Source organism: Mangrovibacillus sp. Mu-81 (assembly GCF_036867415.1).
Lineage (GTDB): Bacteria > Bacillota > Bacilli > Bacillales > Bacillaceae_B > Rossellomorea.
On record NZ_JBAJHU010000003.1, the window covers coordinates 255632 to 281614 of the forward strand.

Sequence of the window (25983 nt, forward strand, 5' to 3'; positions counted from 1 at the left end):
ATATAAAAATGACCGGCACCACATTGTTGTGAAGCCGGTCATTTTTATATCATTTACTGTCCTTCTTTTTTCTCGATATACACTTGGTGAGGATATGGAATTTCAATCCCGTTTTGATCGAGAGCTTCTTTCATAGCTTTCCGAAGTTTCCTTTCAATTCCCCACTGTTCCATATTCTTTGTCTTGCCGATGATGCGCAGAACCACGTCAGATGCACCGAGGGTCTGTACCCCGATCACATTGGGACCTTCGATGATGTTCTCATCTTCCTGAGCCATACGGTCGCACACCTGTTGAAGAACGACGATGGCTTTATCAACATCATCATCATAGGAGATTCCGATGTCTACCAGCGCACGCATATTTCCTCTTGAGTGATTGCTTACGCTTGTAATTTCTCTATTCGGTACATAGTGAAGCGTACCGTCGAATCCGCGAATATGAGTAGTTCGAAGGCCAACCTCTTCTACAATCCCCGAGAAATTTCCGGTAGACACATAATCACCGACATCCACCTGTTTTTCCAGCAGAATGAAAAACCCTGTCACTACATCACTGACAAGACCTTGAGCACCAAAACCAACTGCAAGGCCGACGATTCCTGCACCTGCCAGAATGGCTGTTACCTGAATGCCGAAAATCTGTAAAATCGTAACGAAAAAGATAAAAATCAGGACATACCCGACAATATTCTTACTAAGGCTTTGCAGTGTTTGAGCCCTTCCAGCTGAAACATCATTTCTTTTACTGTACTTATCAAAAATTCGTTCAAGAACTTTGTTGGCTGCACCTTTTACTATTATAAAGACAATCCAGATCGCTACTATCTGTAATGCGCCTATACCGAGGGTAACAAGCAAGCCGCCCCAATTAAAATTGGCAATTTTATCACCCAATACGTTCAGTCCTACTATGTATTCCATCCAAACATCCTCCCTAAAAAGTAATGAACCTTTATAGTATATACATTGCCATAAGGGGTAAGTCAAAGAGGACACCCAGAAAGCATATTGTTTTATTCCCCAGTTGAGAAATGATAAACTAAAATAAGATGAAAAGAATTATTAATTTATCAAATGTGGAGAGTAAACTTCTTTATTAAAGGGAAAAACAATAAGGGACATAATTTTTAAATAATAATTATTTCAATTTAAAAATTATTATAAGCTAATATTGACCTGAAATAACTAATCCTTTATAATGACATTTGTGAGCCAGGAAGGACATGCCAGACATGTACCTTTCTCAATAATATATAAACACTCTTTGGAGGGATTTATCAATGGCAGAACGCATGGTAGGTAAACAAGCTCCACGTTTTGAAATGGACGCAGTAATGCCAAACAAAGAATTTGGCAAGGTTTCATTGGAAGAGAATATGAAAAATGGTAAATGGACAGTATTGTTCTTCTACCCGATGGATTTCACTTTCGTTTGTCCAACTGAAATTACAGCAATGTCAGATCGTTACGATGAGTTCGAAGATTTAGATGCAGAAGTAATCGGTGTTTCTACAGACACTATCCATACACATTTGGCTTGGATCAACACTGACCGTAAAGAAAACGGTCTTGGTGAGCTAAGATATCCGCTAGCTGCAGATACTAACCACAGTGTATCCAGCGAATACGGGGTATTAATTGAAGATGAAGGTGTAGCTCTTCGTGGACTATACATCATCAACCCTGAAGGCGAACTTCAATATCAAGTAGTATTCCATAACAACATTGGCCGTGACGTCGAAGAAACCTTACGTGTTCTTCAAGCTCTTCAAACAGGCGGACTTTGCCCGGCTAACTGGAAACCAGGTCAAAAAACTTTATAAATTTCCAAATGAATAAAGGCCTAACTGTTTGTTAGGCCTTTTCCTTATCCTGATGAATCAACTGACTATTTCTGAACGACATTACATTAAAATACTGGAGGTTTAATCATGAAACTTCGTGAACCAATGCCGGAACTGAACGGTGCGACTGAGTGGTTAAATGGTGAAGTATCCAAACAGGATCTGATCGGTGAAAAGCCTACTCTTATTCATTTCTGGTCTGTAAGCTGCCATCTTTGTAAGGAAGCCATGCCACAAGTCAATGAGTTCCGGGATAAATATAACGACAAGCTGAATGTTTTGGCTGTTCATATGCCCCGTTCAGAAGATGACTTGAACCTGGAAGATATCAAAAAGATTGCAGGCGAACATGACATTTCACAGCCTATCTTTGTAGACAGTGAGCATAAGCTAACAGATGCTTTCGAGAATCAATATGTACCTGCCTATTATGTATTCGACAAAGAAGGGAACCTTCGTCATTTCCAAGCAGGCGGAAGCGGAATGAAGATGCTTGAAAAGCGCGTCAACAGAGTTCTTGATGAAATGGAGAATAGTGAATAACCCTTCAAATTATGCAGAAAGGATCGGTCCAATGACCGATCTTTTTTTAATGGTTTCCTCTTAAAATAGGGATGGACATAAAATGTAAAAACAATTCATAAAAAAATAAAAAATTCTAAAAAAAGGTAGATAAATATTTCGAAACCCGATATATTTAATAATACGTCGTTTTTTATGCAACAAGGGAAGGGAGAAAAATTATGGAAACATTCAAAAAATTAAAAGCCTATTATTGGCCCTATAAGAACTATTTTTTCATTTCAATGTTTTTTCTTTTATTTGTAACCGGTATCACTGTTGTGTACCCTATCATTCTTCAAAAAACGATTGATGATGTCATACTGAAAGGTAACTACGCATGGATCCCGTATCTGGCTTTCGGATTTGTAGGCATCATGATACTCAAAGGGATTACAACATTCATTCAGCAGTATTTCGGCGATCTGTTCGGTATCACATCCGTATACAGACTCCGAAACGAGTTGTATGAAAAGTTGCAGTTCCTGCCATTCAGTTATTACGATAACGCGAAGACAGGGGATCTTATGTCAAGATTGACAGCCGACGTTGAAGCATTCCGCTTTTTCTTGTCATTCGGTTTTACGGAACTTTTACGTTTCTTCTTATTAATTACCGTCAGTTTTGGCGTCATGTTTTACTATTCACCTTCATTAACTTTTGTGACACTGTTTTCCCTGCCGTTCCTGGCGGTTGCCGTCTTTAAGTTTGATAAGGCCGTCCACCCTGCATTCAGGGGCATCCGTAAATCATTCGGAAAGTTGAATACGAATGTGCAGGAGAATATCAGCGGAATCAATACAGTTAAATCTTTATCACGTGAAGAGTTCCAAATCAGCAAATTCAACAATTCCAATGGGGACTATAAGGATAAGTACCTTTTCACATCAGACATCTGGGCGAAGTACTTCCCTTTAATGGAGTTCCTGGGAAATATCAGTGTTGTCACCCTCCTGGCATACGGAGGTTACCTGGTCATGAATGGGAATCTTCAGCCGGGTGAACTGGTCGCGTTCTACAGTCTGGTCTGGTATATCATCTGGCCGATCATGAACCTGGGATTCACCATCAATTTATTTTCCCAATCGAAAGCTTCAGGAGAACGATTGATAGAGATACTCGAAGTTGATGAAAAAATCAAAGATCATGAGGAAGTCCTTCAAGTAGAACGAATGAAAGGGGAAGTAGTATTTCAACACGTATCTCTTAACTACACGGAGCAAGATGAAGCAGCATTGGAAGAAATATCATTCAAAGCAGAAAGCGGAAAGATCATTGGTCTGATCGGAGGTACAGGTTCTGGTAAAACGAGCATCACTCAGTTGATGACACGTTTCTACGAACCAACCCAAGGTGAGATTCTTATCGACGGCAAAAAGATAAATGATTATTCATTAAAATCCCTTCGCAAGAATATCGGGGTCGTTCTCCAAGAATCATTCCTGTTTTCTTCTACAATCAAAGCCAATATCTCTTACGGACGTCCTGAAGCAGCAATGGATGAGATCATTGAAGCGGCCAAGATGGCGCAGGCACATGAGTTTATTTCCGAGCTGCCTGACGGGTATGATACGAAGCTGGGCGAGAGGGGACTGGGACTTTCAGGAGGACAGAAGCAGCGTATAGCGATTGCGCGTGCCCTTTGTACCGATCCGTCAATCCTGATCCTCGACGATGCTACAAGCGCCGTTGATATGGAAACAGAATTCAGAATCCAGAAAGCCCTTAAGAATGTAATGTCTGACCGGACGACATTTATCATTGCACATCGAATCTCTTCATTAAAACATGCTGACGAGATTCTCGTTCTCGAAAACGGAAAAATTGTTGAGCGAGGTGTCCATGACTTCCTTCTCAAAAATAATGGACCTTATCAGCGAATATACGATATTCAATACAAAGATCAAAAAAAAATACTCCAAGCACAAGGAAGGTAGGTGAGGGGATTGAGCAAGAACTCTAAAGTAAATAAGAATGTCTTAAGCAGGTTTCACTATTCAACCGATCAGGTGATCGACAAGCCTTTTAACTGGGAACAGCTATGGCGTTTACTAACCTATTTAAAGCCATATTCAAAAAAACTGCTCCCCCTTTCGATTATAACCGTACTAATCACAACCGCCATTCGGCTGATTATCCCTATTTTGATCGGGGTCTATACGCTTGACAAAGCGATTCGACAGAAAGATGGAACCCTGCTGTTTACACTGGTGGGCATTATCGCAGGACTCTACGTCATTAATTATATAGCCAACGTACTTCGGATACGCTGGATGAACCAGTTGGGGCAGGGAGTCATTTATGATTTGCGGAAGCATTTATTCAGTCATGTTCAGTGGCTCTCTCATCGCTTCTTCGACCAGCGCTCAGCCGGTTCGATTCTTGTCCGGATCATGAATGATATCAACTCCCTTCAGGAACTATTCACCAATGGTGTCATTAACCTGCTGATGGACATCATTCTTCTGGCCGGGATCATTGTCATCTTATTCACATTGAGTCCGGAACTTACGCTGGCTGTTATGGTCATTCTGCCGATCATGTTCTTTATCTCAACGAGCCTGAGGAAAAATATTCGCAGATCCTGGCAGGATGTACGGATAAAGCAGGCAAAACTCAATTCTCACTTGAATGAGAGCATACAGGGTATTCGCGTGACTCAATCGTTTACCCAGGAAAAAGAAAATATGGCTTTTTTCGATGGCGTAAATACCGAAACCTTCGACAGCTGGAAAACCGCTACAAAGAAAAATGCCATGTTCAGACCGCTTGTGGAGCTGACTAATGCAGTCGGTACAGCAGTCTTGATCTGGTATGGTGCTCACCTCATCCAAGGAGGATCTCTGGAGCTCGGGGAATTTGTCTCCTTCGCCTTCTATCTCGGCATGTTCTGGGAACCGATTTCGAGACTCGGTCAAGTTTATAATCAACTGCTGATCGGTATGGCTTCTTCAGAGCGTATCTTTGAATTTCTTGATGAACAGCCGATTGTCAACGAAAAGCGTGATGCTATCGAGTTGAACGATATCAAGGGAAGAATTCAATTTGAAAATGTTGAATTTTCCTACGATGATAAGAGAAAAGCACTGCAGAACATCAAACTGGAAATGAAAGCGGGGCAGACCGTTGCCCTGGTTGGCCACACGGGCTCAGGAAAAACGACGATTGCGAACTTAATCAGCCGTTTCTACGATCCGACAAATGGCGAGGTGAAGATTGACGGTGTCGATTTGCGTGACGTAACAGTCACCAGCTTGAGAAGTCAAATCAGCATCGTACTGCAGGATACCTTCATTTTCTCCGGAACGATAAAAGATAACATCCGATTCGGACGCCCTGATGCTTCAGATGAAGAAGTACGTAAAGCAGCCGAAGCCATTGGAGCAAACGAATTTATTGAAAAACTTTCGAGCGGGTACGAAACCGAGGTCGAAGAAAGAGGGAATGTCTTATCCGTTGGGGAAAGACAACTACTTTCCTTCGCGCGCGCGCTGCTTGCCAATCCGCGCATCATCATTCTGGATGAAGCCACGGCTTCCATCGACACAGAAACAGAAGTCAAAATACAAAATGCATTGAAAAAACTGCTATCCGGAAGAACAGCTATCATCATTGCCCACCGTTTGTCCACCATACGTGAATCAGATAATATCTTCGTATTGGAGAACGGAAACATCAAAGAATCAGGTAATCATGATGAACTGATGGACCAAGAGGGACATTACTATGAACTTGTGAAGTCGCAGTTTAAGATGCTGGATGCAATGTGATTTGATTTGATAAAGGGACCCTGCACTTTTGGTGCGGGGTTTTATTTTTATTTCAAAAAGATACCCAAACCAAAGTTTGTGAAAAACGTCACAAAATATTCATGTTCAATACTTCACAATCTGTTAAATAGGTTTTATAATAGCCATGGAGTGATATACAGTAACTATTGGCTAATAATTGGTAGGGGGAAAAGCGAATGGAACTAGATAGTGTAATATTAAGTAGAATGCTGACATCCACAACCCTCGCGTTTCATATTATTTTTGCGACGATTGGTGTAGGTGTGCCGATTATGATTTCGATTGCTGAGTTTGTGGGGATCAAACGCAATGATCCTCATTATATTTTGTTGGCGAGAAGATGGGCGAGAGGGTTTACGATCACTGTCGCTGTAGGGGTAGTTACGGGTACGGCGATCGGGCTTCAACTTTCCATGTTGTGGCCGGCATTCATGCAGGTAGCCGGGCAGGTTATAGCGCTGCCACTTTTTATGGAAACATTTGCGTTTTTCTTTGAAGCTATCTTTCTTGGAATCTATTTATATACGTGGGACCGCTTTAAGAATAAGTGGATTCATTGGTTATTGACGATTCCTGTCATGATCGGGTCTTCGGCTTCAGCACTATTCATTACGACTGTGAATGCCTTTATGAATACGCCTCAAGGCTTTGAGCTGAGTGACGGGAAAGCTATCAATATTGATCCGATTGCAGCGATGCTGAATCCGGCGACACCTACGAAGGTGTTACACGTATTGACAACTGCTTATTTAACGTCTGCTTTAATCCTGGCGGGTATCACCGCTTTTGCGATTTTAAAGAAGAAGGGAAGCGAATATCATCGCAAGGCCCTGCGGTTAACGATGGTCTCGGCTCTTATATTTGCGTTTGCAACAGCTTTGGCAGGCGATTTGTCGGCCAAGTTCCTTGCTGAATACCAGCCTGAGAAATTGGCTGCAGCTGAGTGGCATTTTGAAACGGAGAAGAATGCCGATCTTATTGTGTTCGGTACGCTGGATGACAACAATGAAGTACACAATGAGATAAGGATTCCCGGGTTCCTCAGCTTTTTAGCCGGGAGTTCGTTTGATACTGAAGTGATTGGTTTGAATGAGACTCCAGAGGATGAGAGACCTCCATTGTGGATTCACTATTTATTTGATCTGATGGTATCAATCGGATTTTACAGTATGTTCATTTCAGCATTGTTCATCTTGTGCTGGAGATGGAAGAAAGGGAATGAGTGGAATAAACCTCTTTTATGGGGAATCGTGGCAAGCGGCCCGCTGGCCATGCTAGCAATCGAGTTCGGATGGATATATGCAGAAGTAGGGCGCCAACCATGGATTCTCAGAGGATATATGAAGGTCGCGGATGCGGCGACCAAAGCTGATGGAGTCGGTCTGACGTTTATGATGTTTGTCGCCTTATACATTCTGTTAGGAGTTTTATGTGTGATTGTACTGATCAAGATGTTTAAGAATAAACCGGCTGAAGCTGAATTGGAACAACGGTTTCCAAATCGCACCGAATAATCTGGTGAGCCTTTTTACGAAAAGTTTTAAAGAGGGGCTCTCAGCTTTAAAGAAAGATTAATGAGGGAGGAATGGCTATGAGTCTGGAAATTTTGGGGATCACTGTGTTGTGGGTTTTCCTTTATGGTTATCTAATTGTGGCGTCCATCGATTTCGGTGCCGGATTCTTTGCCTTTTATGGAAGGTTGAAGAATAAAGAGCATACGCTGAATGTCTTGATCAGCCGATATTTGTCACCTGTATGGGAAGTGACTAATGTCTTTTTTGTTTTCTTTTTCGTGGGGTTGGTCGGATTTTTCCCCGATGCCGCATACTATTATGGAACAGCCCTGTTGATACCGGGGAGTTTAGCCATTATATTGCTCGCAATCCGAGGGAGTTTCTATGCATTCAATAATTACGGCTCAAAAGAGAATATTGTATATCTATTTCTTTATGGAGCGACAGGGTTGTTGATTCCCGCTTCGTTATCAACAGCCATGACGATTTCTGAAGGAGGATTTCTCGAAGTCACCGACGGCACTGTTAAATTTTTGGCAGGTGAATTGTTTACAAGTCCTTATTCCTGGAGCGTAGTTGTTCTGTCCATTGTGTCAGTCTTGTTTATAAGTGCTGCGTTTTTGACGTATTATGCAGACCGTGCCGGAGATATGGATTCGAGAGAAGTGTTGAGGAAATTTTCACTGTTTTGGAGCCCTCCTGCGATTATAGCGAGTTTATTGGTATTTGTCGGACTAATGGAGCATAATAATGAACATTTCATGAATGCGCTTGATATCTGGTGGATGTTCGGCCTATCATTAGTCAGTTTTTTTGCAGCAATATATCTGATTTACAAACGGAAGAAATTCGGTACTGCTTTTGTTTTCGTCATGCTGCAGTTCTTCTTTGCTTTCTTTGGGTACGGTGCTTCCCATTTACCTTATATTTTGAAGCCGTTCATTACGATTGAATCGAGTGTAACCAACCCTGCAATGGGGATGGCTCTTGTCATTGCCTTTATCGCGGGCCTGTTGTTATTGATACCGTCATTGATCCTGCTGATGAGACTGTTCTTATTTGATGCAGAATACGTTAAAGGAAAGAAATAGATCTTTTACTGTCAGCGAAATGACTTGTGACCCGTGGAAAACGGTTCTTTCGGTTAGACTTAATTTTCGCTTTTTCATCTCATATAACTATATAATTCAGAACTTCATGCTAAAATATAGATTATAATGTCATTGGGAGATTTGGGGGAATGTATCGTGAAAAAAGAATTTGTAGTGATAGGATTGGGACGGTTCGGCGGAAGCATCGTGCGATCTTTGGCTGAACAGGGGATGGAAGTGATGGCAATCGACCAGGATGAAGACAAAGTGAATGAATTCTCATCGATTGCATCTCATGCAGTTGTGGCCGATTCGACTGATGAATCCGTTTTAAAGAGCCTTGGTATAAGAAACTTCGATCACGTGATTGTGGCGATTGGGGACGATATTCAATCAAGTGTTCTGACAACGCTCATGCTGAAGGAAATAGGTGTGAAAAAGATAACTGTCAAAGCGCAGAATGATTACCATGAGAAAGTATTGAGGAAAATCGGGGCAAACCAGGTCGTACATCCAGAACGGGATATGGGACGGAGGATTGCTCATAATATCGTATCTAATAACGTACTGGACTACCTTGAACTTTCTGATGAACACTCAATCATGGAAATTGTAGCAAATGATCAGTTAGTCGGGAATACGTTAATTGATCTTGATATCCGTGCTAAGTATGGAATTAATATTGTAGCCATTAAAAGGGACCGGGATATTATCGTTTCTCCTCAAGCAGACGAACAAATAAGAGTGGGGGATATCCTGATCGTCATTGGTGCGGATACAGACATTAATCGTTTTGAAAAGAAGCTGTTTTCCCTGTAAGACGAAAGAAAGGCTGAGCGTAAATTAAAATTTACGCTCAGCCTTTTTTATTAAACTTCCATGATGATCGGTAAAATCATCGGACGTCTTTTGGTTTTCTCATATAAGAATGGTGCCAATGTGTCTGTGATTTCATTCTTGATTTCGGACCATTGTGAAGTCCTTCTTTCGAGAACTTTGTTTAAGTGTTTGGAAATCAGGTTTTGAGCCTCGTTGATAAGATCTCCTGATTCACGCATATACACGAATCCTCTGGAAATAAGGTCAGGACCTGAAGCAATCTTGAATTCTTTCATATCAATGCTGACGACAACAATGACAAGTCCTTCTTCAGATAGAATGCGGCGGTCACGCAATACGATATTTCCGATATCTCCAATTCCGCTTCCATCGATGTACACATTGCCAGAAGGTATCTTACCTGCCACCTGTGCAGAATCATTGCTCAATGCAAGTACTTCGCCGTTGTCCATGATGAAGCAGTTACCTGCTTCGACTCCGCAATCAACACCCAGTTGAGCATGCATCTTCTGCATCCGGAATTCACCGTGGATCGGCATGAAGAATGTCGGATTCATTAATCGGAGCATCAGCTTCATTTCTTCTTGTCCGCCGTGTCCTGAAGTATGGATATCATTTAACGGTCCATGGATGACTTCAGCGCCTGCACGATACAGCAGATTGATCGTGCGGTTTACGCTGATCGTGTTCCCTGGGATAGGGGAAGAAGAGAATACGACTGTATCTCCTGGCTGTATCTGAATCTGACGGTGAGTACCATTTGCGATTCTTGACAATGCCGCCATTGGTTCACCTTGTGAACCAGTACAAAGAATGGCAACTTCATTCGCTGGCAGGCGATTGATTTGGTTATGCTCGATAAAGGTATCTTTAGGAGCACTGATATAACCTAATTCCTGTCCGATCGTAATCGCAGCTTCCATACTGCGTCCGAAAACTGCCACTTTACGATTATGGTAAACAGCAGCTTCAACTACTTGCTGAAGACGGTGAATGTTCGAAGCGAAGGTCGCGAATATGACCCGTCCGTCTACTTTACGGAAAATATCGTTAATGCTTTCTCCAACTTTACGTTCAGACATTGTAAAGTTAGGAACTTCTGCATTTGTACTGTCTGACAGCAGACAGAGAACTCCTTCTTTTCCGATTTCAGCCATTTTGGCAAGGTTCGCGGGCTCGCCGACAGGTGTGAAATCGAATTTAAAGTCTCCGGTATGAACGACATTTCCTGGTGGTGTTTTAACCACAATCCCGTATGAGTCAGGGATACTGTGAGTAGTCCGGAAGAAAGTGACCGAAGTTTTACGGAACTTGATCACATCATCTTCCTGGATGACATTCAGCTTGGCGTTTCTCAATAAACCGTGTTCTTCCAGTTTATTTTTTATAAGACCAAGAGCGAGCTTCCCTCCATAAATGGGGATGTTCAATTCGCGGAGCAAGTAAGGGATCCCGCCGATATGATCTTCGTGACCATGTGTAACGAAAAGACCTTTAATTTTATCCGCATTCTTCACAAGGTATGTGTAATCAGGGATTACATAATCAATACCGAGCAGTTCGTCTTCCGGGAATTTAATACCCGCATCGATTAAAATGATTTCATCTTGAAATTGTACGCCGTATGTGTTTTTTCCGATTTCACCTAAACCGCCAAGGGCAAATACTGCGGTCTGGTCATTCTTTACAAATTTCATCTGATCAGTTCTCCAGCCCGAAAGAATGGTGATTCTGTTCATACTCTAAGAAAGCGCCCTCTAGCTTCTGTACGAATTCGATGTTATAAGGTTTGTCTTTAAGTTTTTGGCGTACTTCTCGTTCTGTTTCTGCTTTCAAGTAAAGTGAGTTAGTGCATTCGCGAACAGGCACTTCAGCTTTACTTTCTTGATAAAATACTTTGAAAATCATGTTTTTTCTCTCTCCTTATCCGTTTTCAAAAAATCTAACTTTCATCTATGATAAAAAAGTTATCAACTGAGTCATTTGCGCAGGGAACACCCTGCAATAAAAGGATGATATCCACATTAGTTAAGTGAATAATCCTATTAATAAACAATAATAAAATGTAAGCAACAATGTTAATATTGAATATGTATGTTTTGATTATAAAGGATTCCTTCTAGTAAATAAAGTTTTACGAGGAATCCATCTTGAAAATGCTGAGTTAAATAAGAAGGACCAAAACCAAAGGAGACGAAAAAATGCTCACAAATGGCTTCGGTCCCAAAACGTATAACATTCTTTCTCTTCTGCAAAAAAACTAGTGTGAAAGGGAGTCAGTCTAAGCAATCGTTTTTCTTTTGAGAATATCTTTCCATTGTTTTAAAAGCTTCTTTCTTAGCTTCTTTAACATATGGCTCACTCCTTATCATTAGTTTACCGAGAATACTCTTTGAAGTAAAGGTGCAATCATCCTAACGTCTCAGGTTATCTTATTTATAGTGTACGGAATTTTTAAATTCTCTTACATGGATAAGTATGGTAAAAGGGTATGAAGTCAGCCTGTTTGACAATTGAAATTGAAAGGTTTACGTTATAAAACGAATCATTCAGAAATTTTTAAAAGAATTGTAAAAGGAGATCAGCTATGAAGAAAATAGTCTTTTTTGATATAGATGGGACTTTGCTGGATCATGATAAAAAACTGCCTGATGCAACAAAAGAAGCAATTAAGATGCTGCAGGCTAATGGGACATATGTTGCCATTGCAACTGGGAGAGCTCCTTTTATGTATGAGGGATTAAGAGAAGAGCTTGGTGTCGAATCGTTTGTCTCTTTTAACGGTCAATATGTCGTCTTTGAGAACCAGGTCATTTACACGAATCCTCTTAATGAGGAAAAACTTGAAGAACTTCTGGCGGACAGCAGCAGACATGAACATCCTGTAGTTCACCTCAATCATGAGACGATGAAAGCCAACCATAAGCATCACGACTATATCGAAGCAAGTATGGGCAGTTTGAAGTTCCCCCATCCAGGATACTCCCCGGATTTCTATAAAGACCATGAAATATACCAGTCTCTGCTGTTCTGCACGGCAGATGAGGAAGATTTCTATAGGGAAAAATACAAGGAGTTCACTTTCATCCGCTGGCATCAATATTCGATGGATATCCTTCCGGGCGGCGGCTCAAAGGCTGAAGGGATCAAAAAGATGATTGATCGTTTAGGCTTTAGTATGGAAGATGTGTACGCTTTTGGAGATGGTTTGAATGATATTGAAATGCTTCAATCCGTCGGAACCGGGGTTGCGATGGGCAATGCAGTCGGTGAAGTGCAGAAACACGCTGACATGATTACAAAACCTGTTGATGAAGACGGGATCTATTACGGTCTGAAAGAGCTTCAATTAATCTAATTATTTGTTCCAATCAAAGGACGCATTCACTTTTAGGTGGATGCGTCCTTTTGATTGCGGGATTCATTTACTTCCTGTACTAACGTTCAATGGCTAAAGCACCGGGGATCGGTTCAAATGGATTCTCTTGATTAATATGATCATAAAACATAATGCCGTTCAAGTGGTCGATCTCATGCTGAAATACGATAGCGGCAAGCCCTTTTAATCTGAGTTTCACTTCTTCACCATCGATATTCCTGCCTTTTACCGTTACGCGCGCATAGCGGGGAACGAAACCTGGTACTTGCCTATCCACGGATAAACATCCTTCACCTGCAGTCAAATAAGCTTTTTCTACTGAATGGCTGATGATCTTAGGGTTGAATAAAGCGTGGCTGTATAGAGTTCCTTTCTCATCTATCACGTTTACAGCCAGCATTTTCCTGGAGACATTTATTTGGGGTGCTGCAAGGCCTATACCTGGTCTAAGTCCGTATTCCGCTGCAGTTTCAGGGTTCTGGCTGTTAACCACATATTCCAGCAGGCTCTTTAGTATTTCCTTATCTTCATCTGAAGGCGGCATGGGTACTTCTTCTGCCACTTGACGAAGTGCAGGGTGTCCTTCGCGGATGATGTCTTTCATCGTGATCATAATTTTTCCTCCTTACAACAATCAGCGGCACTGTTTATTTTTGACAGTGTTCGTTCTAATTAAGAATATATGTATTTACTTCTAATAAGATATACCAATATGTATAAAATAAGTCTAGCATTTTCTTAATGAAAAGTTAACAACACCGCTTTCGGATGGAGGAATACTTTACTGTCCTTGTACATATTTATGGTTATAGGAAAATAGTCTAATCGACAATATTTTCCACAGTTGTAAATCCCTATTGTCAAATGTTGTAGCCGAAGATATAGTAGAAGATGGTATATAGTTAAGGGGGATCAAGTTGTGTTGAAATTTCGTTTTGCTTTCGTTTTAGCAGTGGCTGTCTTTGTTCTTATGGGATGCGTAGGGGGGAATTCGCCCCAGGAAAATATCTATAAGGTACTTGAAGAAACAGTTGCCAAGGAAAAAAATTATGTCGAGGTACAGAAACCTCTCCAAGGCCTGGAAGAAAAAGAAAAAGAAATCTATGGCAAGATCATGAATCTTGGAATGAAAGAATTCAATAAAATCGTAAAGCTTTCTGATGATGCTCTCAAAAATATTTCAGAACGGAAGGAATATATCGAAAAAGAGCGTAAAGCCATGAAGGAAGCAAAAGAAAAGTTCTCTGATTTGGACGATTATATTTCAAAGTTAGAAGATGAAAAGCTAAAAGATGAAGCCGGAAAATTGGAAAAGACAATGAAAGATCGTTACCAGATCCATGAGGAATTGACCAACTCATACTTGGATGCACTTTCACTGGATAAGGAACTCTATGAATTGTTTAAAAAGAAAGAATTGACGATGGAAGAATTAGAAGAACAGATTACCTCCATCAATGAAGCGTATGAAAAAACAATTACACTTAACAAGGAATACAATACCAGAACTGAACAATTCAACGAACTTAAACAAGGCTTTTATTCCAACGCCGGAATAGAAACTGAAGATAAAGAATAAGAAAATACAAGAAGAAGAGGCTGAGACAAAAGTGTTTTAGTCTGAATAAAAACCAAACTAATTTGAACTCTAAGTTCAAATTAGTTTGGTTTTTTTATCAGCTTTATTCAAATCGTCATTTAGTATATAGTTTGTTCGAGCGGTTGATTGGAGTGAAAGACGAAGACTCCTGAGGGAGAAGTAGCTTATGTGAGACCTGTCCAGCTCCGGCGGCTAGAGGCTCGAGGTCATAAGTCAATCAAGCCAAAAAGACAAAAAGCGCCTTTCCGGCTTGCTCGTCTTATGCTTGTCGCCTCTGAGCAAGCCGCCTCCGCTTTTCTAATTATCCAGCCCCGGGGCTTAGAGGCACATTTCATAAGTCAACTCGTCCAAGAAGGCAAAGAATGCCTTCTTGGCCAATTCGCCTTATGCCTCACGCCTCTGAGCAAAGCCCCTCCGGTTTTCTAACCCGCAGGAGCGAACGCAGCGAGGAGGCTCACTGACTACCCGCGGAAAGCGAAGTCTTGCACTGAAATCATTAGCGATATTCAGGGCCAACACTGATAATGTTCGCCTTTAGAGAGTTATTTATTGTCCCAGCCTCTTTTTTTTTACGCTTTAATCCAAAAGCTGGACGTTTATAGAGTTTGTACCTTAGGAAAATAAAGATTTCTGTATGACTTGAATCTATATTTTATTAAGATGCAAAAAATAAAGATTACTCTATAACAGATTGTCATGATTGATTGGTTTATATATAACAGTTGTTCATGGCTAATTGATACAGATATATTTCAGGCGATTTCAAACACAATTGTAAAAGAAGAAATATCTTGAAATTATAATACTTTGTCGTTGACGAGACGTTTTTTTTTATTGTAAACTATGAAAGGTAGTAAAAGTTGTATTAGTTGATGTGGAAGACAGACTAATACAGATAACCTAATATGCAAATATGGGTTTTCTTTCTTCTTATTTGTGGAAAACTATCTATAATGTTTATCCGCAAGTATAGTGGTAGGTCATACTGAATTTGGGTAATCTAAACTTTGTATGTAAAAAACCAAAATAAATGTATACAGAAAGGATAGGTGACTTCGATGGCTTCTAAATCAAAGAAGGCACAATTCGATGCAGTAAAGACGCTCGAGCAGATTGAAGATAAGTTTGAAATGTTTCAAATTTTAAACGAAGAAGGCGAAGTAATAAACGAAGACGCAATGCCGGAAATATCGGATGAGGATCTTCAGGAATTAATGCGCCGCATGGTTTACACTCGTATTCTTGATCAACGATCAATTTCACTTAATCGGCAGGGACGTTTAGGTTTCTATGCACCAACAGCAGGACAGGAAGCATCACAAATTGCTTCTCACTTTGCTTTGGAGAAAGAGGACTGGATCCTTCCTGGATACCGTGATGTTCCTCAAATTGTATGGCACGGGCTTCCTTTATACCAGGCATTCTTATTCTCCCGTGGACATTTTAAAGGGAACCAGCCACCTGAAGGAGTGAATGTATTATCTCCACAAATCATTATCGGAGCACAATACATCCAGACAGCAGGAGTTGCTTTAGGTCTTAAAAAGCGCGGTAAAAAAGCAGTTGCAATCACATACACCGGTGATGGCGGTTCTTCACAAGGTGATTTCTATGAAGGAATCAACTTTGCAGGTGCTTATTCAGCTCCGGCAATCTTCGTTGTTCAAAACAACCAGTTTGCAATCTCTACACCACGTGATAAGCAAACTGCCGGTAAAACAATTGCCCAAAAAGCTGTTGCCGCCGGTATCCCAGGAATCCTTGTAGATGGAATGGATCCATTGGCGGTTTACGTTGTTACACGTGAAGCAAGAGAACGTGCGGTTAACGGAGAAGGCCCTTCATTAATCGAAACAATGTGTTACCGTTATGGCCCGCATACAATGGCCGGAGATGATCCTACTCGCTACCGTACTTCTGAAATGGATACTGACTGGGAAAAGAAAGATCCATTAGTTCGCTTCCGTAAATTCCTTGAAGGGAAAAAATTATGGAGCGAAGAGAAAGAAAATGAAGTAATCGAAGAAGCGAAAGAAGATATTAAAGCAGCAATCAAAAAAGCAGATGGAGAGCCAAAACAAAAAGTTTCTGACTTCATCAATAACATGTATGAGGAACTTCCATATAACTTAAAAGAACAATTGGAAATTTACAAAGAAAAGGAGTCGAAATAAGCCATGGCGCAAATGACAATGATTCAAGCAATCACTGATGCACTGCGCACAGAACTGCGTAACAACGAAGACGTACTGGTTTTTGGTGAAGACGTAGGTCTGAACGGTGGTGTATTCCGTGCAACGGAAGGACTTCAAAAAGAATTCGGTGAAGACCGTGTATTTGACACACCACTTGCAGAATCCGGAATCGGCGGTTTAGCGATCGGACTAGCATTAGAAGGATTCCGTCCAGTTCCAGAAATCCAATTCTTCGGTTTCGTATACGAAGTGATGGATTCAATCTCTGGACAAATGGCACGTATGCGTTACCGTTCCGGCGGAACTTATACTGCACCAATCACAGTTCGCTCACCATTTGGCGGCGGGGTACATACTCCGGAACTTCATGCTGACAGCTTAGAAGGCTTAATGGCACAGCAGCCTGGCCTGAAAGTAGTTATCCCATCAACACCTTATGATGCAAAAGGATTATTAATATCATCGATCCGAGACAACGATCCGGTTATCTTCCTAGAGCATATGAAATTATACCGTTCATTCCGTCAGGAGGTTCCTGAAGAGGAATATACAATTGAACTTGGTAAAGCCGAAGTGAAGCGTGAAGGTAAAGACCTGTCCATCATCACATACGGTGCAATGGTACATGAATCTATCAAAGCTGCTGAAGAGCTTGAAAAAGACGGGTATTCAGTAGAGGTTGTTGATCTCCGAACTGTGAGTCCGCTGGATATCGATACAATCATGGCTTCTGTAGAGAAAACGAACCGTGCAATCGTCGTTCAAGAAGCTCAAAAGCAAGCGGGTATCTCTGCTAATGTCGTTGCTGAAATCAATGACCGTGCAATCCTTAGCCTGGAAGCTCCTGTTCTTCGCGTAACGGCACCAGATACTGTATACTCTTTCTCTCAAGCAGAGCCTGTTTGGCTTCCTAACCATAAGGATGTTATTGAAACTGCGAAGAAAGTACTTGAATTTTAATTGATTCATCCGAGAAAACAGAAGGGTTCACACCCTTCTCTTTTCCCATTTAAATAGAGATAACAGACAAAGAAAAAATTAAACATTCATCTATATATTATTCAATACAGGAGGTAGAATCCATGTCTTTCGAATTCAAATTACCGGACATTGGTGAAGGTATCCATGAAGGTGAAATCGTAAAGTGGTTTGTTAAACCTGGCGATAAAGTAGAAGAAGACGATGTACTATGTGAAGTCCAAAATGATAAAGCAGTAGTTGAAATTCCATCTCCAGTAGCTGGTACAGTTGAAGAGCTTCTAGTAGATGAAGGGACTGTAGCAGTTGTAGGTGATACATTGATTAAGTTCGATGCACCAGGCTATGAAGACCTTCAGTTTAAAGGAAGCGATAGCGACAGTGCTAAGAAAGAAGACGCTAAAGCAGAAGAAAAAACAGAAGGCCAAGTTCAAGGAACAGCTGAACAAGGTCAGAATGTTGACAAAGCTGCTTCTCCAGAAGCTGAAGAAGAAAAAGCTGAAGGTGCTCCAGTTGCGGATGTTGAAGTTGATCCAAACAAACGGGTAATTGCGATGCCTTCTGTACGTAAATATGCTAGAGAAAAAGGAGTGGAAATCCGTCAAGTTTCCGGTTCCGGTAAAAACGGCCGCGTAATGAAAGAAGATGTCGATTCATTCGTAAGCGGCGGATCAAAAGCTGAAGCTCCTGCTGCAGAGGCAAAAGCAGAAGATGCTAAGGAAGAAACTAAAGCGGCAGCTCCTAAAGCTCCTGAAGGTGAATTCCCAGAAACACGCGAGAAGATGAGCGGAATGCGTAAAGCAATCGCTAAAGCGATGGTTAACTCTAAACACACTGCTCCACACGTGACATTGATGGACGAAATTGATGTTACAAAGCTTTGGGCACATCGTAAAAAGTTCAAGGAAGTTGCAGCTGAGAAGGGTGTTAAATTGACATTCTTACCATACATCGTCAAAGCATTGACAAGTGCACTTCGTGAATTCCCGGCATTGAACACATCCATTGACGATTCAACAAGTGAAATCGTACAAAAGCATTACTACAACATTGGGATCGCAGCTGATACTGATAAAGGGTTATTAGTGCCTGTTGTGAAAAATGCCGATCGTAAATCAATGTTCTCGATTTCAAATGAAATCAATGAATTGGCGGGTAAAGCACGTGACGGTAAACTGTCAGGCGATGAAATGAAAGGTGCTTCATGCACAATCACGAATATCGGTTCTGCCGGCGGACAATGGTTCACTCCTGTAATCAACCACCCAGAGGTTGCGATTCTTGGAGTCGGACGAATTGCAGAAAAACCTGTAGTTAAAAATGGTGAAATTGTAGCAGCACCTGTGTTAGCATTATCATTGAGCTTCGATCACCGTATGATTGATGGAGCTACTGCTCAACATGCACTTAACCACATCAAGCGTTTGTTGAACGATCCAGAATTATTATTAATGGAGGCGTAATGCGATGGTAGTAGGAGATTTCCCAATCGAAACAGATACGATAGTAGTTGGTTCAGGTCCTGGTGGATATGTTGCAGCGATCCGTGCAGCACAACTTGGACAAAAAGTAACGATCATTGAAAAAGAAAATATGGGCGGCGTTTGCTTAAACGTTGGCTGTATCCCATCAAAAGCACTTATCACTGCTGGACACCGTTTTCATCAAGCACAGCATTCCGATGATATGGGGATCGTGGCAGAAAACGTTAAAGTGAACTTTGATAAAGTACAGGAATGGAAATCCGGCGTAGTCAAAAAGCTTACCGGCGGTGTAGAAGGACTGCTTAAAGGAAACAAAGCAGAAATCGTTCGCGGTGAAGCTTACCTTGTAGACCAAAACACTTTGCGTGTAATGGATGATAACTCTGCACAAACATATAAGTTCAATAACTTGATTCTTGCCACTGGTTCACGTCCGATTGAAATTCCGAGCTTCAAGTTCTCTAAGCGTGTTCTTGATTCAACAGGTGCATTGGCACTTGAAGAAATCCCAGGCAAGCTCGTTGTAATCGGCGGAGGATATATTGGCACTGAGCTTGGAACTGCATATGCAAACTTAGGTTCAGAAGTAACAATTCTTGAAGGTGCTGATGATATTCTAAGCGGATTCGAAAAGCAGATGACAACGATTGTGAAAAAAGGATTAAAGAAAAAAGGTGTTGAAGTTGTCACAAAAGCAATGGCTAAAGGCGTTGAAGAAAGTGACAGCGGAGTCGTAGTTAAATACGAAGTAAAAGGCGAAGAGAAAACAGTTGAAGCAGATTATGTACTGGTTACAGTGGGACGTCGTCCTAATACGGATGAAATCGGTCTTGAAGAAGTGGGAATTGAAATGACAGACCGCGGTGTTATCAAAATTGATAAGCAATGCCGTACGAACATTCCTAATATCTTTGCGATTGGTGATATCGTTGATGGACCGCCACTAGCTCACAAGGCATCTTATGAAGGAAAAATCGCTGCTGAGGTAATTGCCGGTGAACCTGCTGAAATTGATTACCTTGGAATTCCTGCGGTATGCTTCACAGATCCTGAATTGGCAACTGTAGGGTACTCGGAAGCAGAAGCAAAAGAAGAAGGAATTGAAGTGGTGGCTGCCAAGTTCCCATTTGCTGCGAATGGCCGTGCACTCGCTCTTAATTCTTCCGAAGGTTTCATGAAGCTTGTAACCCGTAAAGAAGATGGTCTTATCATCGGAGCTCAAATCGTTGGTTCCGGTGCATCTGATATGATCGCTGAACTTGGACTTGCGATTGAATCCGGAATGACTGCTGAAGATGTCGCGATGACCATTCATGCTCACCCGACACTTGGTGAGATCTCCATGGAAGCAGCAGAAGTTGCGATGGGAAGCCCAATCCACATCGTTAAGTAATAGAATATAGAAATGACCCTTCCGAATGAAGGGTCATTTTTTTATTCTATAAAAGGAAATTAGTCATTGGGGTATGAAAACATGAAATCTGTTGCTTTGGTTTCATACCATAATATGGATCTCACCAATTTTCAACTGCATCGGAAACAGATTTTATAATCTCATCTTTATGTGAATTTCCTGTAATCTTAGTGACAACCTGATTATTATCTACAACGACGATGGCTGGATAAACGGGGGATTGGACGTTTGGATTGGATTCATCTGAACTGTAATCGACTACTTCCAAGTGTTTAAGATCTTCTGGATACTTATTCTTAAGTTCAATGATGGCATCATAGTATGCAACTTCTTTTGATATATTTCTTTCATCTGTGAAAAAGATGACCTGTCTTTCTATGAATCGATCCTCTGCCAACACTACCCTATCTGCAGCTATATCATTACATGAAGTGAGAAGTAACGCTGTTGATGCTAACATAATCAAGGTAAGTAAATGTTTCATACATCATCCTCTTTTCTTAGCGATGCCCATGAACTTAAGTGATTAATGCGTATAAAGACCTATCTGTTGGTCACATTTTATCATACGAAAAAATGAAAAAGGGATAAGTCATTGAAATGTTACAGAAATGAAAAGACATCAATAATGAAAGTAACATTCCAGGAATATACTATGTTAATCAATTCATTAATAGAAATAATGGAGAACAAAGGATGTTTAACATGAAATTTTATGTTGCTTTTCTCATTCAGATGATGTTGTGGAGCATTTTCTATATTGCAGAATGGATCTCAGTCAAAGATCAGGTGGAGTATAAATGGATCATGTTCATACTGTTTTTTTACCTGGCGTTTACAGCGGCTAAAAAAATCGTTCAATCCAGGAAATTGACCCTATTTGTAACCTCATTCAGTTTATCGTGCTTTTTTGCCTTTAAAATAGTATTTGAAAATATTATGGAAATTTTTTAAATACAATCCAGATTCACGCAGATTATGTTAAAATATTCAAAGTGATTGTTGAAAGGTGAGAAGGATGAAAAAGATTATCGCATCAGGTACGACTTTGTTAATGTTAACCGCGTGTACAGTTGGACCGGTCAACGTTTCTAAAGAGATTGAACCGGTAGAGGAAACGAAAGAACAAAAGGAAAAACCAGAAATAATGGAACCTGAACAAGAAGCGAAAGATGAAAAAGCAGCTCCAGAGCATCAGGAAGAAGCTGTTCAGGAGCCACAGTACAAAATAAACGAAGCAAATTGGAGCGTCCAGCCGATTGCTGATCAAAATGAGAAAGTCGTTTTGTTGACGATTGATGATGCGCCAGATGAACATGCGTTAAAAATGGCTGAAGATTTGAATGCCCTGGAAGCTCCTGCAATCTTTTTCGTGAATGGACATTTCCTGGATACTCCCAAAGAAAAGGAAACATTAAAAAAGATTCATGAAATGGGATTTGCCATTGGGAATCATACTTATGGTCATAGTTCTTTACCGGATCTGACTCCGGAACAGCAAAAAGAAGAGATACTTTCACTAAATGATCTTGTCGAGTCGATTACAGGAGAACGCCCTAAATTTTTCAGGGCACCATTCGGCTTGAATACGGAATACAGCAGACAAATAGCTGCGGAAGAAAAGATGGCTCTGATGAATTGGACATACGGATATGATTGGGTGAAGCAGTATCAAACAAAAGAAGCCATTACAGATATAATGGTTAACAGTCCGTATCTTAATAATGGTGCAAACCTCCTGATGCATGACCGAACATGGACCAGCGAAGGTTTGACTGACATTGTAAAAGGTCTCAGGGATAAAGGCTACGAAACCCTCGATCCAAGCAAAATTCAAACCCCATGACTCAAAAAACCTGAATTCGTTCAGGTTTTTTTGTTCTGAAAATCTTGATTGCCGCAGGTATTTTACAGCCAATAAACGCATATTATTCATAAATGTGATAATTTAAAAGAAAAATATCTTAAATATGTTATACAATTAAAGGTTGATTTTTTTAATGTGTTATATTATTATAGAGTCAGTTAAGATAAAGCGCTTACAAAACATCATTAAAGGAGAGGAAAAAAAGATGGGAACAATTGTTTGTCAATCATGCCTAAACACAATTGAACATTACGAAGATGAGAAGGTTTCTGTTTTATTCTCTAATTGCTGCGAATGTAATGATGATGTAGAAATAGACGATTAATTTTACGGGGGAGAACGGAGAAGTTCTTACTAAAGGGGTCTCATATAGTGAAGGTGAAGAAGCTCAGACTTCTTCACCTTTTTATTTTTGACGAATCACACCTGAAGACCCCATCTGCAGATGGGGTCTTCAGGAAGTGAGTTTACCGTATCGCCCGATGTTCTTTAATCACTCGCAAGTGACGCAGGTCATAATCTTCAGGTCCTTGAACAGGCAGGCCGGCTTCGATGTTTGTCTTGATATAATTGATGTTTTCTTTAGTGATGATTTCTCCAGGTATGAATATCGGGATCCCCGGAGGATATACCATGATAAACTCTGCAATCGTTCTGCCGGCAGATTCATCGATGGGAATGACTTCTGTTTCTGCGTAAAAGGCATCACGCGGTGTGATGGCCAAAACAGGGATATCAGGCAGCATGACCGTTACTGGAGTGATGTCCCCGTGTTTTTTCAATTGAGCCGAGAGCTCTCTTAGTGCTGTGACTAATTGACTGCCTTCGATATCCGTGTCGCCAGGCGTGATGATACAGAGAATGTTATAAAGATCCGACATTTCGACCTCGATATTGTAAGCTTCACGCAGCCATTTTTCAGCATCAAACCCACTGATCCCCAATTCTTTCACCGATACGATTAATTTCGTAGGGTCATAATCATGTGTTGCTTTCGAACCGAGTATTTCCTTACCGACACAGTATAGACCATCGATGGCATTGATTTCATCCCTGATTTTTTCAGCAAGCTTAATGGTAGTGCTGATTAAATCATGGCCTTCAGTTGCAAGACGTTTTCTCGCAACGTCCAGTGAAGCGAGGAGCAGATATGAAGTGGAAGTTGTTGTCAACATGCTTAATATAGTCTGAACTCTCTTTGCTGAAACCAAACCTTCTTTCATATTCAACACTGAACTTTGTGTCATTGAGCCTCCAAGCTTGTGAACACTTGTTGCCGCAAGGTCTGCTCCTGCCTGCATGGCTGATAAGGGGAGATCATCATGAAAATGGATATGGACTCCATGAGCCTCATCTACCAGTACCGGAACATTATAGGAATGGGCAATTTCAACTATTTTTTTTAAGTCAGCCGAAATTCCAAAGTATGTTGGATTGATGACAAGTACTCCTTTAGCATCTGGATTCTGTTCCAATGCTCTCGAAACTGCATCTGTGGTGATTCCATGAGAGATTCCCAATTCTGCATCGATGTCCGGATGAATGAAAATAGGAGTTGCGCCGGAGAAAACAATCGCGGACATGACGGACTTGTGTACATTCCTTGGGACAATGATTTTATCCCCAGGTCCGCAAACGCTCATCACCATAGTCATGATGGCTCCGCTTGTACCTTGAACCGAGAAAAACGTATGATCTGCACCAAATGCTACTGCGGCAAGGTCCTGCGCTTTCTTGATCATTCCTTTTGGCTGATGCAGGTCATCTAAAGGTCCGATATTGATCAGATCGATACTCAAGGCATTTTCACCGATGAATTTTTTGAATTCGGGGTCCATCCCTGCACCTTTCTTATGTCCGGGTATGTGAAACTGGACGGGATTCTTTTTACTATGTTCAATTAAGCCGGTAAATAACGGCGTTTCATTTTGAGACAATTCATTCAACACCTCTTTGATATGTTTGTATATAGTCAGTAGGATGACATATTTGTAAACTACTTGCGATAATAGTCTTTTCAAACAAAAGAATTATAGCATTTAGGCATTTCTTTGCATAGTGGTATTTGCCCGTTCTATAACATTTTAATCAACTTGAAGGAAAATATTTATCATTTAGAGAATACGTGGGTAGTGGGAGGGATTTAATTGAACTGGACGACAAGAGTAACAGAATTATTGAACATCAAGTACCCCATTATCCAGGGAGGACTTGCACATTTGGCCTATGCTGAATTGGCAGCTGCAGTATCCAATGCAGGGGGGCTCGGGCAAATAACGGCAATGTCACTTGATCACCCCGATGAGTTAAGGGATGAAATCAGGAAAGTGAAGAACCTGACGGATAAACCTTTTGGCGTCAACTTTGCAATCGGACAGCATGGAAGACCATTTGAGAAATTTGTGGATGCTGCTATTGAGGAAGATGTCCCGGTTGTTTCTATTACAGGGGGAAATCCTGCCCCTTTATTTAAACAGCTTGAAGGAACAGATATCATCAAGCTTGTATTGGTAGCATCAAAAAGGCAGGCGGTGAAGGCAGAACAATTGGGTGCGGATGCTGTGATGGCAGTCGGCCATGAGGGTGGCGGACATTTAGGTAAAGACGATATCGGAACGTTTGTATTGATTCCCGGAGTAGTAGATGCAGTCGGAATTCCTGTCATCGCTTCAGGTGGGATTGGTGACGGAAGAGGTTTGATGGCTTCTTTAAGTTTTGGGGCTGAAGGAGTGGAGATGGGCACCAGGTTTATTGCAACTGAGGAATGTGTACATGCTTCGGAAGAATATAAACAAGCGTTGCTTGAGGGAGGCGAGAATGATACAGTAGTGATCAAACGCTCTCTTGGTGCACCGGCCAGGGCCATTTCTAATGAATGGACTGAAAGGATCCTGCATGCTGAGAAAGAAGAAGCTGGTTATGATGGATTAAAAACATTCATCAGCGGGGAGGCTAATAAGCGGTATATATATCAAGGTAATAAAGCAGAAGGTTTCGGGTGGGCAGGTCAAGTCATGGGACTGATCACAGATATCCCTACTGTTGAGAAGCTGATTCAGAGAATGATCGGCGAGGCTGAAAAAATACGAAGCAGTTGGAACTAGCAAGGAGTTGTTGAACATAATGGAATATCAATATCCTTTCTCTATGGATTGGACAACTGAGGAAGTAATCGATGTCATTGCTTTTTTTGAAACGATTGAAAACGCATATGAAAAAAAGATAAAAAAAGAAGACTTGATGGCCCGCTATCGAAGATTCAAGGAGATCGTACCGAGTAAGTCAGAGGAGAAGAAAATCTGCGGTGAATTCGAACAATCGAGCGGGTATTCGTCTTATCAAGTGGTACAAAAAATGAAAGAGTCCGAGGACCAGGACTGGATAAGCATGAAGTAAGAAACGACAGCCGGCCAGGCTGTCGTT

The 25983-nt window shown here is 41.1% G+C and carries 23 protein-coding genes; 17 read left to right on the plus strand and 6 right to left on the minus strand.

Annotated elements, in window-relative coordinates; all coding sequences use genetic code 11:
* Window positions 1–53: 53 nt before the first annotated feature.
* Window positions 54–923: a mechanosensitive ion channel family protein gene (locus V6B33_RS08445; protein WP_334217313.1), complete on the minus strand. Its 870-nt coding sequence runs from the start codon at window positions 921–923 to the stop codon at window positions 54–56.
* A gap of 359 nt (window positions 924–1282) precedes the next feature.
* Between V6B33_RS08445 and V6B33_RS08450 the strand changes: the two genes are divergently transcribed.
* The 7 genes from V6B33_RS08450 (at window position 1283) to V6B33_RS08480 (ending at window position 9622) form a co-directional block, all read left to right on the plus strand.
* Window positions 1283–1825, plus strand: coding sequence for a peroxiredoxin (locus V6B33_RS08450; protein ID WP_334217314.1), 543 nt, complete (start codon window positions 1283–1285; stop codon window positions 1823–1825).
* Between the two features lie 108 nt (window positions 1826–1933).
* The gene (locus tag V6B33_RS08455; RefSeq protein WP_334217315.1) at window positions 1934–2389 is read left to right on the plus strand and encodes a TlpA family protein disulfide reductase; all 456 of its coding nucleotides are present in this window, start codon (window positions 1934–1936) and stop codon (window positions 2387–2389) included.
* A 200-nt stretch (window positions 2390–2589) separates the two neighbouring features.
* Window positions 2590–4344, plus strand: coding sequence for an ABC transporter ATP-binding protein (locus V6B33_RS08460; RefSeq protein ID WP_334217316.1), 1755 nt, complete (start codon window positions 2590–2592; stop codon window positions 4342–4344).
* Between the two features lie 9 nt (window positions 4345–4353).
* Window positions 4354–6177: an ABC transporter ATP-binding protein gene (locus V6B33_RS08465; protein WP_334217317.1), complete on the plus strand. Its 1824-nt coding sequence runs from the start codon at window positions 4354–4356 to the stop codon at window positions 6175–6177.
* 197 nt (window positions 6178–6374) lie between these two features.
* Window positions 6375–7712 (plus strand): cytochrome ubiquinol oxidase subunit I, encoded by a 1338-nt coding sequence (locus V6B33_RS08470; RefSeq protein WP_334217318.1) that lies wholly within the window; start codon window positions 6375–6377, stop codon window positions 7710–7712.
* A 77-nt stretch (window positions 7713–7789) separates the two neighbouring features.
* A complete protein-coding gene (locus tag V6B33_RS08475; protein ID WP_334217319.1) occupies window positions 7790–8803 on the plus strand; it encodes a cytochrome d ubiquinol oxidase subunit II in 1014 nt (337 codons plus the stop codon).
* A gap of 156 nt (window positions 8804–8959) precedes the next feature.
* The gene (locus V6B33_RS08480; protein ID WP_334217320.1) at window positions 8960–9622 is read left to right on the plus strand and encodes a potassium channel family protein; all 663 of its coding nucleotides are present in this window, start codon (window positions 8960–8962) and stop codon (window positions 9620–9622) included.
* Window positions 9623–9672: 50 nt separating this feature from the next.
* On the opposite strand, the gene rnjA is transcribed toward V6B33_RS08480, so the two are convergent.
* Window positions 9673–11340: a ribonuclease J1 gene (gene rnjA, locus V6B33_RS08485; RefSeq protein WP_334217321.1), complete on the minus strand. Its 1668-nt coding sequence runs from the start codon at window positions 11338–11340 to the stop codon at window positions 9673–9675.
* Window positions 11341–11344: 4 nt separating this feature from the next.
* Entirely contained in the window at window positions 11345–11551 is a 207-nt protein-coding gene (locus V6B33_RS08490) for a DNA-dependent RNA polymerase subunit epsilon (protein ID WP_334217322.1), read from the minus strand.
* A gap of 679 nt (window positions 11552–12230) precedes the next feature.
* Here V6B33_RS08490 and V6B33_RS08495 point away from each other — a divergent pair.
* Window positions 12231–13001 (plus strand): Cof-type HAD-IIB family hydrolase, encoded by a 771-nt coding sequence (locus V6B33_RS08495; protein ID WP_334217323.1) that lies wholly within the window; start codon window positions 12231–12233, stop codon window positions 12999–13001.
* 79 nt (window positions 13002–13080) lie between these two features.
* Here V6B33_RS08495 and def read toward each other — a convergent pair whose 3' ends face one another.
* On the minus strand, window positions 13081–13635 hold the full coding sequence (gene def, locus V6B33_RS08500; protein ID WP_334217324.1) for a peptide deformylase: 555 nt from the start codon (window positions 13633–13635) through the stop codon (window positions 13081–13083).
* Between the two features lie 306 nt (window positions 13636–13941).
* On the opposite strand from def, the gene V6B33_RS08505 reads away from it, so the two are divergent.
* The 5 genes from V6B33_RS08505 (at window position 13942) to lpdA (ending at window position 20672) form a co-directional block, all read left to right on the plus strand.
* Window positions 13942–14601, plus strand: coding sequence for a YkyA family protein (locus tag V6B33_RS08505; protein WP_334217325.1), 660 nt, complete (start codon window positions 13942–13944; stop codon window positions 14599–14601).
* A 1079-nt stretch (window positions 14602–15680) separates the two neighbouring features.
* Window positions 15681–16796, plus strand: coding sequence for a pyruvate dehydrogenase (acetyl-transferring) E1 component subunit alpha (pdhA, locus tag V6B33_RS08510; protein WP_334217326.1), 1116 nt, complete (start codon window positions 15681–15683; stop codon window positions 16794–16796).
* 3 nt (window positions 16797–16799) lie between these two features.
* Window positions 16800–17777: an alpha-ketoacid dehydrogenase subunit beta gene (locus V6B33_RS08515; protein WP_334217327.1), complete on the plus strand. Its 978-nt coding sequence runs from the start codon at window positions 16800–16802 to the stop codon at window positions 17775–17777.
* A 122-nt stretch (window positions 17778–17899) separates the two neighbouring features.
* Window positions 17900–19258 carry a dihydrolipoamide acetyltransferase family protein gene (locus V6B33_RS08520; RefSeq protein WP_334217328.1) on the plus strand — a complete coding sequence of 453 codons (1359 nt, stop codon included), beginning with the start codon at window positions 17900–17902 and terminating at the stop codon, window positions 19256–19258.
* A 4-nt stretch (window positions 19259–19262) separates the two neighbouring features.
* Window positions 19263–20672, plus strand: a complete 1410-nt coding sequence (gene lpdA, locus V6B33_RS08525; protein WP_334217329.1) for a dihydrolipoyl dehydrogenase — start codon at window positions 19263–19265, stop codon at window positions 20670–20672.
* 121 nt (window positions 20673–20793) lie between these two features.
* Here the strand turns inward: lpdA and V6B33_RS08530 are convergent, their stop codons facing one another.
* Window positions 20794–21177, minus strand: coding sequence for a hypothetical protein (locus V6B33_RS08530; protein WP_334217330.1), 384 nt, complete (start codon window positions 21175–21177; stop codon window positions 20794–20796).
* Window positions 21178–21711: 534 nt separating this feature from the next.
* Between V6B33_RS08530 and V6B33_RS08535 the strand changes: the two genes are divergently transcribed.
* Both V6B33_RS08535 and V6B33_RS08540 read left to right on the plus strand, forming a co-directional pair.
* Window positions 21712–22539 (plus strand): polysaccharide deacetylase family protein, encoded by an 828-nt coding sequence (locus V6B33_RS08535; RefSeq protein WP_334217331.1) that lies wholly within the window; start codon window positions 21712–21714, stop codon window positions 22537–22539.
* Between the two features lie 226 nt (window positions 22540–22765).
* Complete coding sequence (locus V6B33_RS08540) at window positions 22766–22885, plus strand: GapA-binding peptide SR1P (protein ID WP_074439988.1); 120 nt, start codon at window positions 22766–22768, stop codon at window positions 22883–22885.
* Window positions 22886–23027: 142 nt separating this feature from the next.
* Here the strand turns inward: V6B33_RS08540 and V6B33_RS08545 are convergent, their stop codons facing one another.
* Window positions 23028–24497, minus strand: a complete 1470-nt coding sequence (locus V6B33_RS08545) for an aminotransferase class I/II-fold pyridoxal phosphate-dependent enzyme (RefSeq protein WP_334217332.1) — start codon at window positions 24495–24497, stop codon at window positions 23028–23030.
* 210 nt (window positions 24498–24707) lie between these two features.
* Here V6B33_RS08545 and V6B33_RS08550 point away from each other — a divergent pair, with 210 nt between their 5' ends.
* On the plus strand, window positions 24708–25664 hold the full coding sequence (locus V6B33_RS08550; protein ID WP_334217333.1) for an NAD(P)H-dependent flavin oxidoreductase: 957 nt from the start codon (window positions 24708–24710) through the stop codon (window positions 25662–25664).
* A 19-nt stretch (window positions 25665–25683) separates the two neighbouring features.
* Complete coding sequence (locus tag V6B33_RS08555; RefSeq protein WP_334217334.1) at window positions 25684–25956, plus strand: UPF0223 family protein; 273 nt, start codon at window positions 25684–25686, stop codon at window positions 25954–25956.
* Window positions 25957–25983: the final 27 nt, after the last annotated feature.

Excerpts from the sequence above, each read along its gene's own strand:
- V6B33_RS08445 (WP_334217313.1), bottom strand. The coding sequence starts at position 923 with ATGGAATACATAGTAGGACTGAACGTATTGGGTGATAAAATTGCCAAT.
- V6B33_RS08450 (WP_334217314.1), top strand. The coding sequence starts at position 1,283 with ATGGCAGAACGCATGGTAGGTAAACAAGCTCCACGTTTTGAAATGGAC.
- V6B33_RS08455 (WP_334217315.1), top strand. The coding sequence starts at position 1,934 with ATGAAACTTCGTGAACCAATGCCGGAACTGAACGGTGCGACTGAGTGG.
- V6B33_RS08460 (WP_334217316.1), top strand. The coding sequence starts at position 2,590 with ATGGAAACATTCAAAAAATTAAAAGCCTATTATTGGCCCTATAAGAAC.
- V6B33_RS08470 (WP_334217318.1), top strand. The coding sequence starts at position 6,375 with ATGGAACTAGATAGTGTAATATTAAGTAGAATGCTGACATCCACAACC.
- V6B33_RS08475 (WP_334217319.1), top strand. The coding sequence starts at position 7,790 with ATGAGTCTGGAAATTTTGGGGATCACTGTGTTGTGGGTTTTCCTTTAT.
- rnjA (WP_334217321.1), bottom strand. The coding sequence starts at position 11,340 with ATGAAATTTGTAAAGAATGACCAGACCGCAGTATTTGCCCTTGGCGGT.
- V6B33_RS08490 (WP_334217322.1), bottom strand. The coding sequence starts at position 11,551 with ATGATTTTCAAAGTATTTTATCAAGAAAGTAAAGCTGAAGTGCCTGTT.
- V6B33_RS08495 (WP_334217323.1), top strand. The coding sequence starts at position 12,231 with ATGAAGAAAATAGTCTTTTTTGATATAGATGGGACTTTGCTGGATCAT.
- def (WP_334217324.1), bottom strand. The coding sequence starts at position 13,635 with ATGATCACGATGAAAGACATCATCCGCGAAGGACACCCTGCACTTCGT.
- pdhA (WP_334217326.1), top strand. The coding sequence starts at position 15,681 with ATGGCTTCTAAATCAAAGAAGGCACAATTCGATGCAGTAAAGACGCTC.
- V6B33_RS08515 (WP_334217327.1), top strand. The coding sequence starts at position 16,800 with ATGGCGCAAATGACAATGATTCAAGCAATCACTGATGCACTGCGCACA.
- V6B33_RS08520 (WP_334217328.1), top strand. The coding sequence starts at position 17,900 with ATGTCTTTCGAATTCAAATTACCGGACATTGGTGAAGGTATCCATGAA.
- lpdA (WP_334217329.1), top strand. The coding sequence starts at position 19,263 with ATGGTAGTAGGAGATTTCCCAATCGAAACAGATACGATAGTAGTTGGT.
- V6B33_RS08530 (WP_334217330.1), bottom strand. The coding sequence starts at position 21,177 with ATGAAACATTTACTTACCTTGATTATGTTAGCATCAACAGCGTTACTT.
- V6B33_RS08535 (WP_334217331.1), top strand. The coding sequence starts at position 21,712 with ATGAAAAAGATTATCGCATCAGGTACGACTTTGTTAATGTTAACCGCG.
- V6B33_RS08540 (WP_074439988.1), top strand. The coding sequence starts at position 22,766 with ATGGGAACAATTGTTTGTCAATCATGCCTAAACACAATTGAACATTAC.
- V6B33_RS08555 (WP_334217334.1), top strand. The coding sequence starts at position 25,684 with ATGGAATATCAATATCCTTTCTCTATGGATTGGACAACTGAGGAAGTA.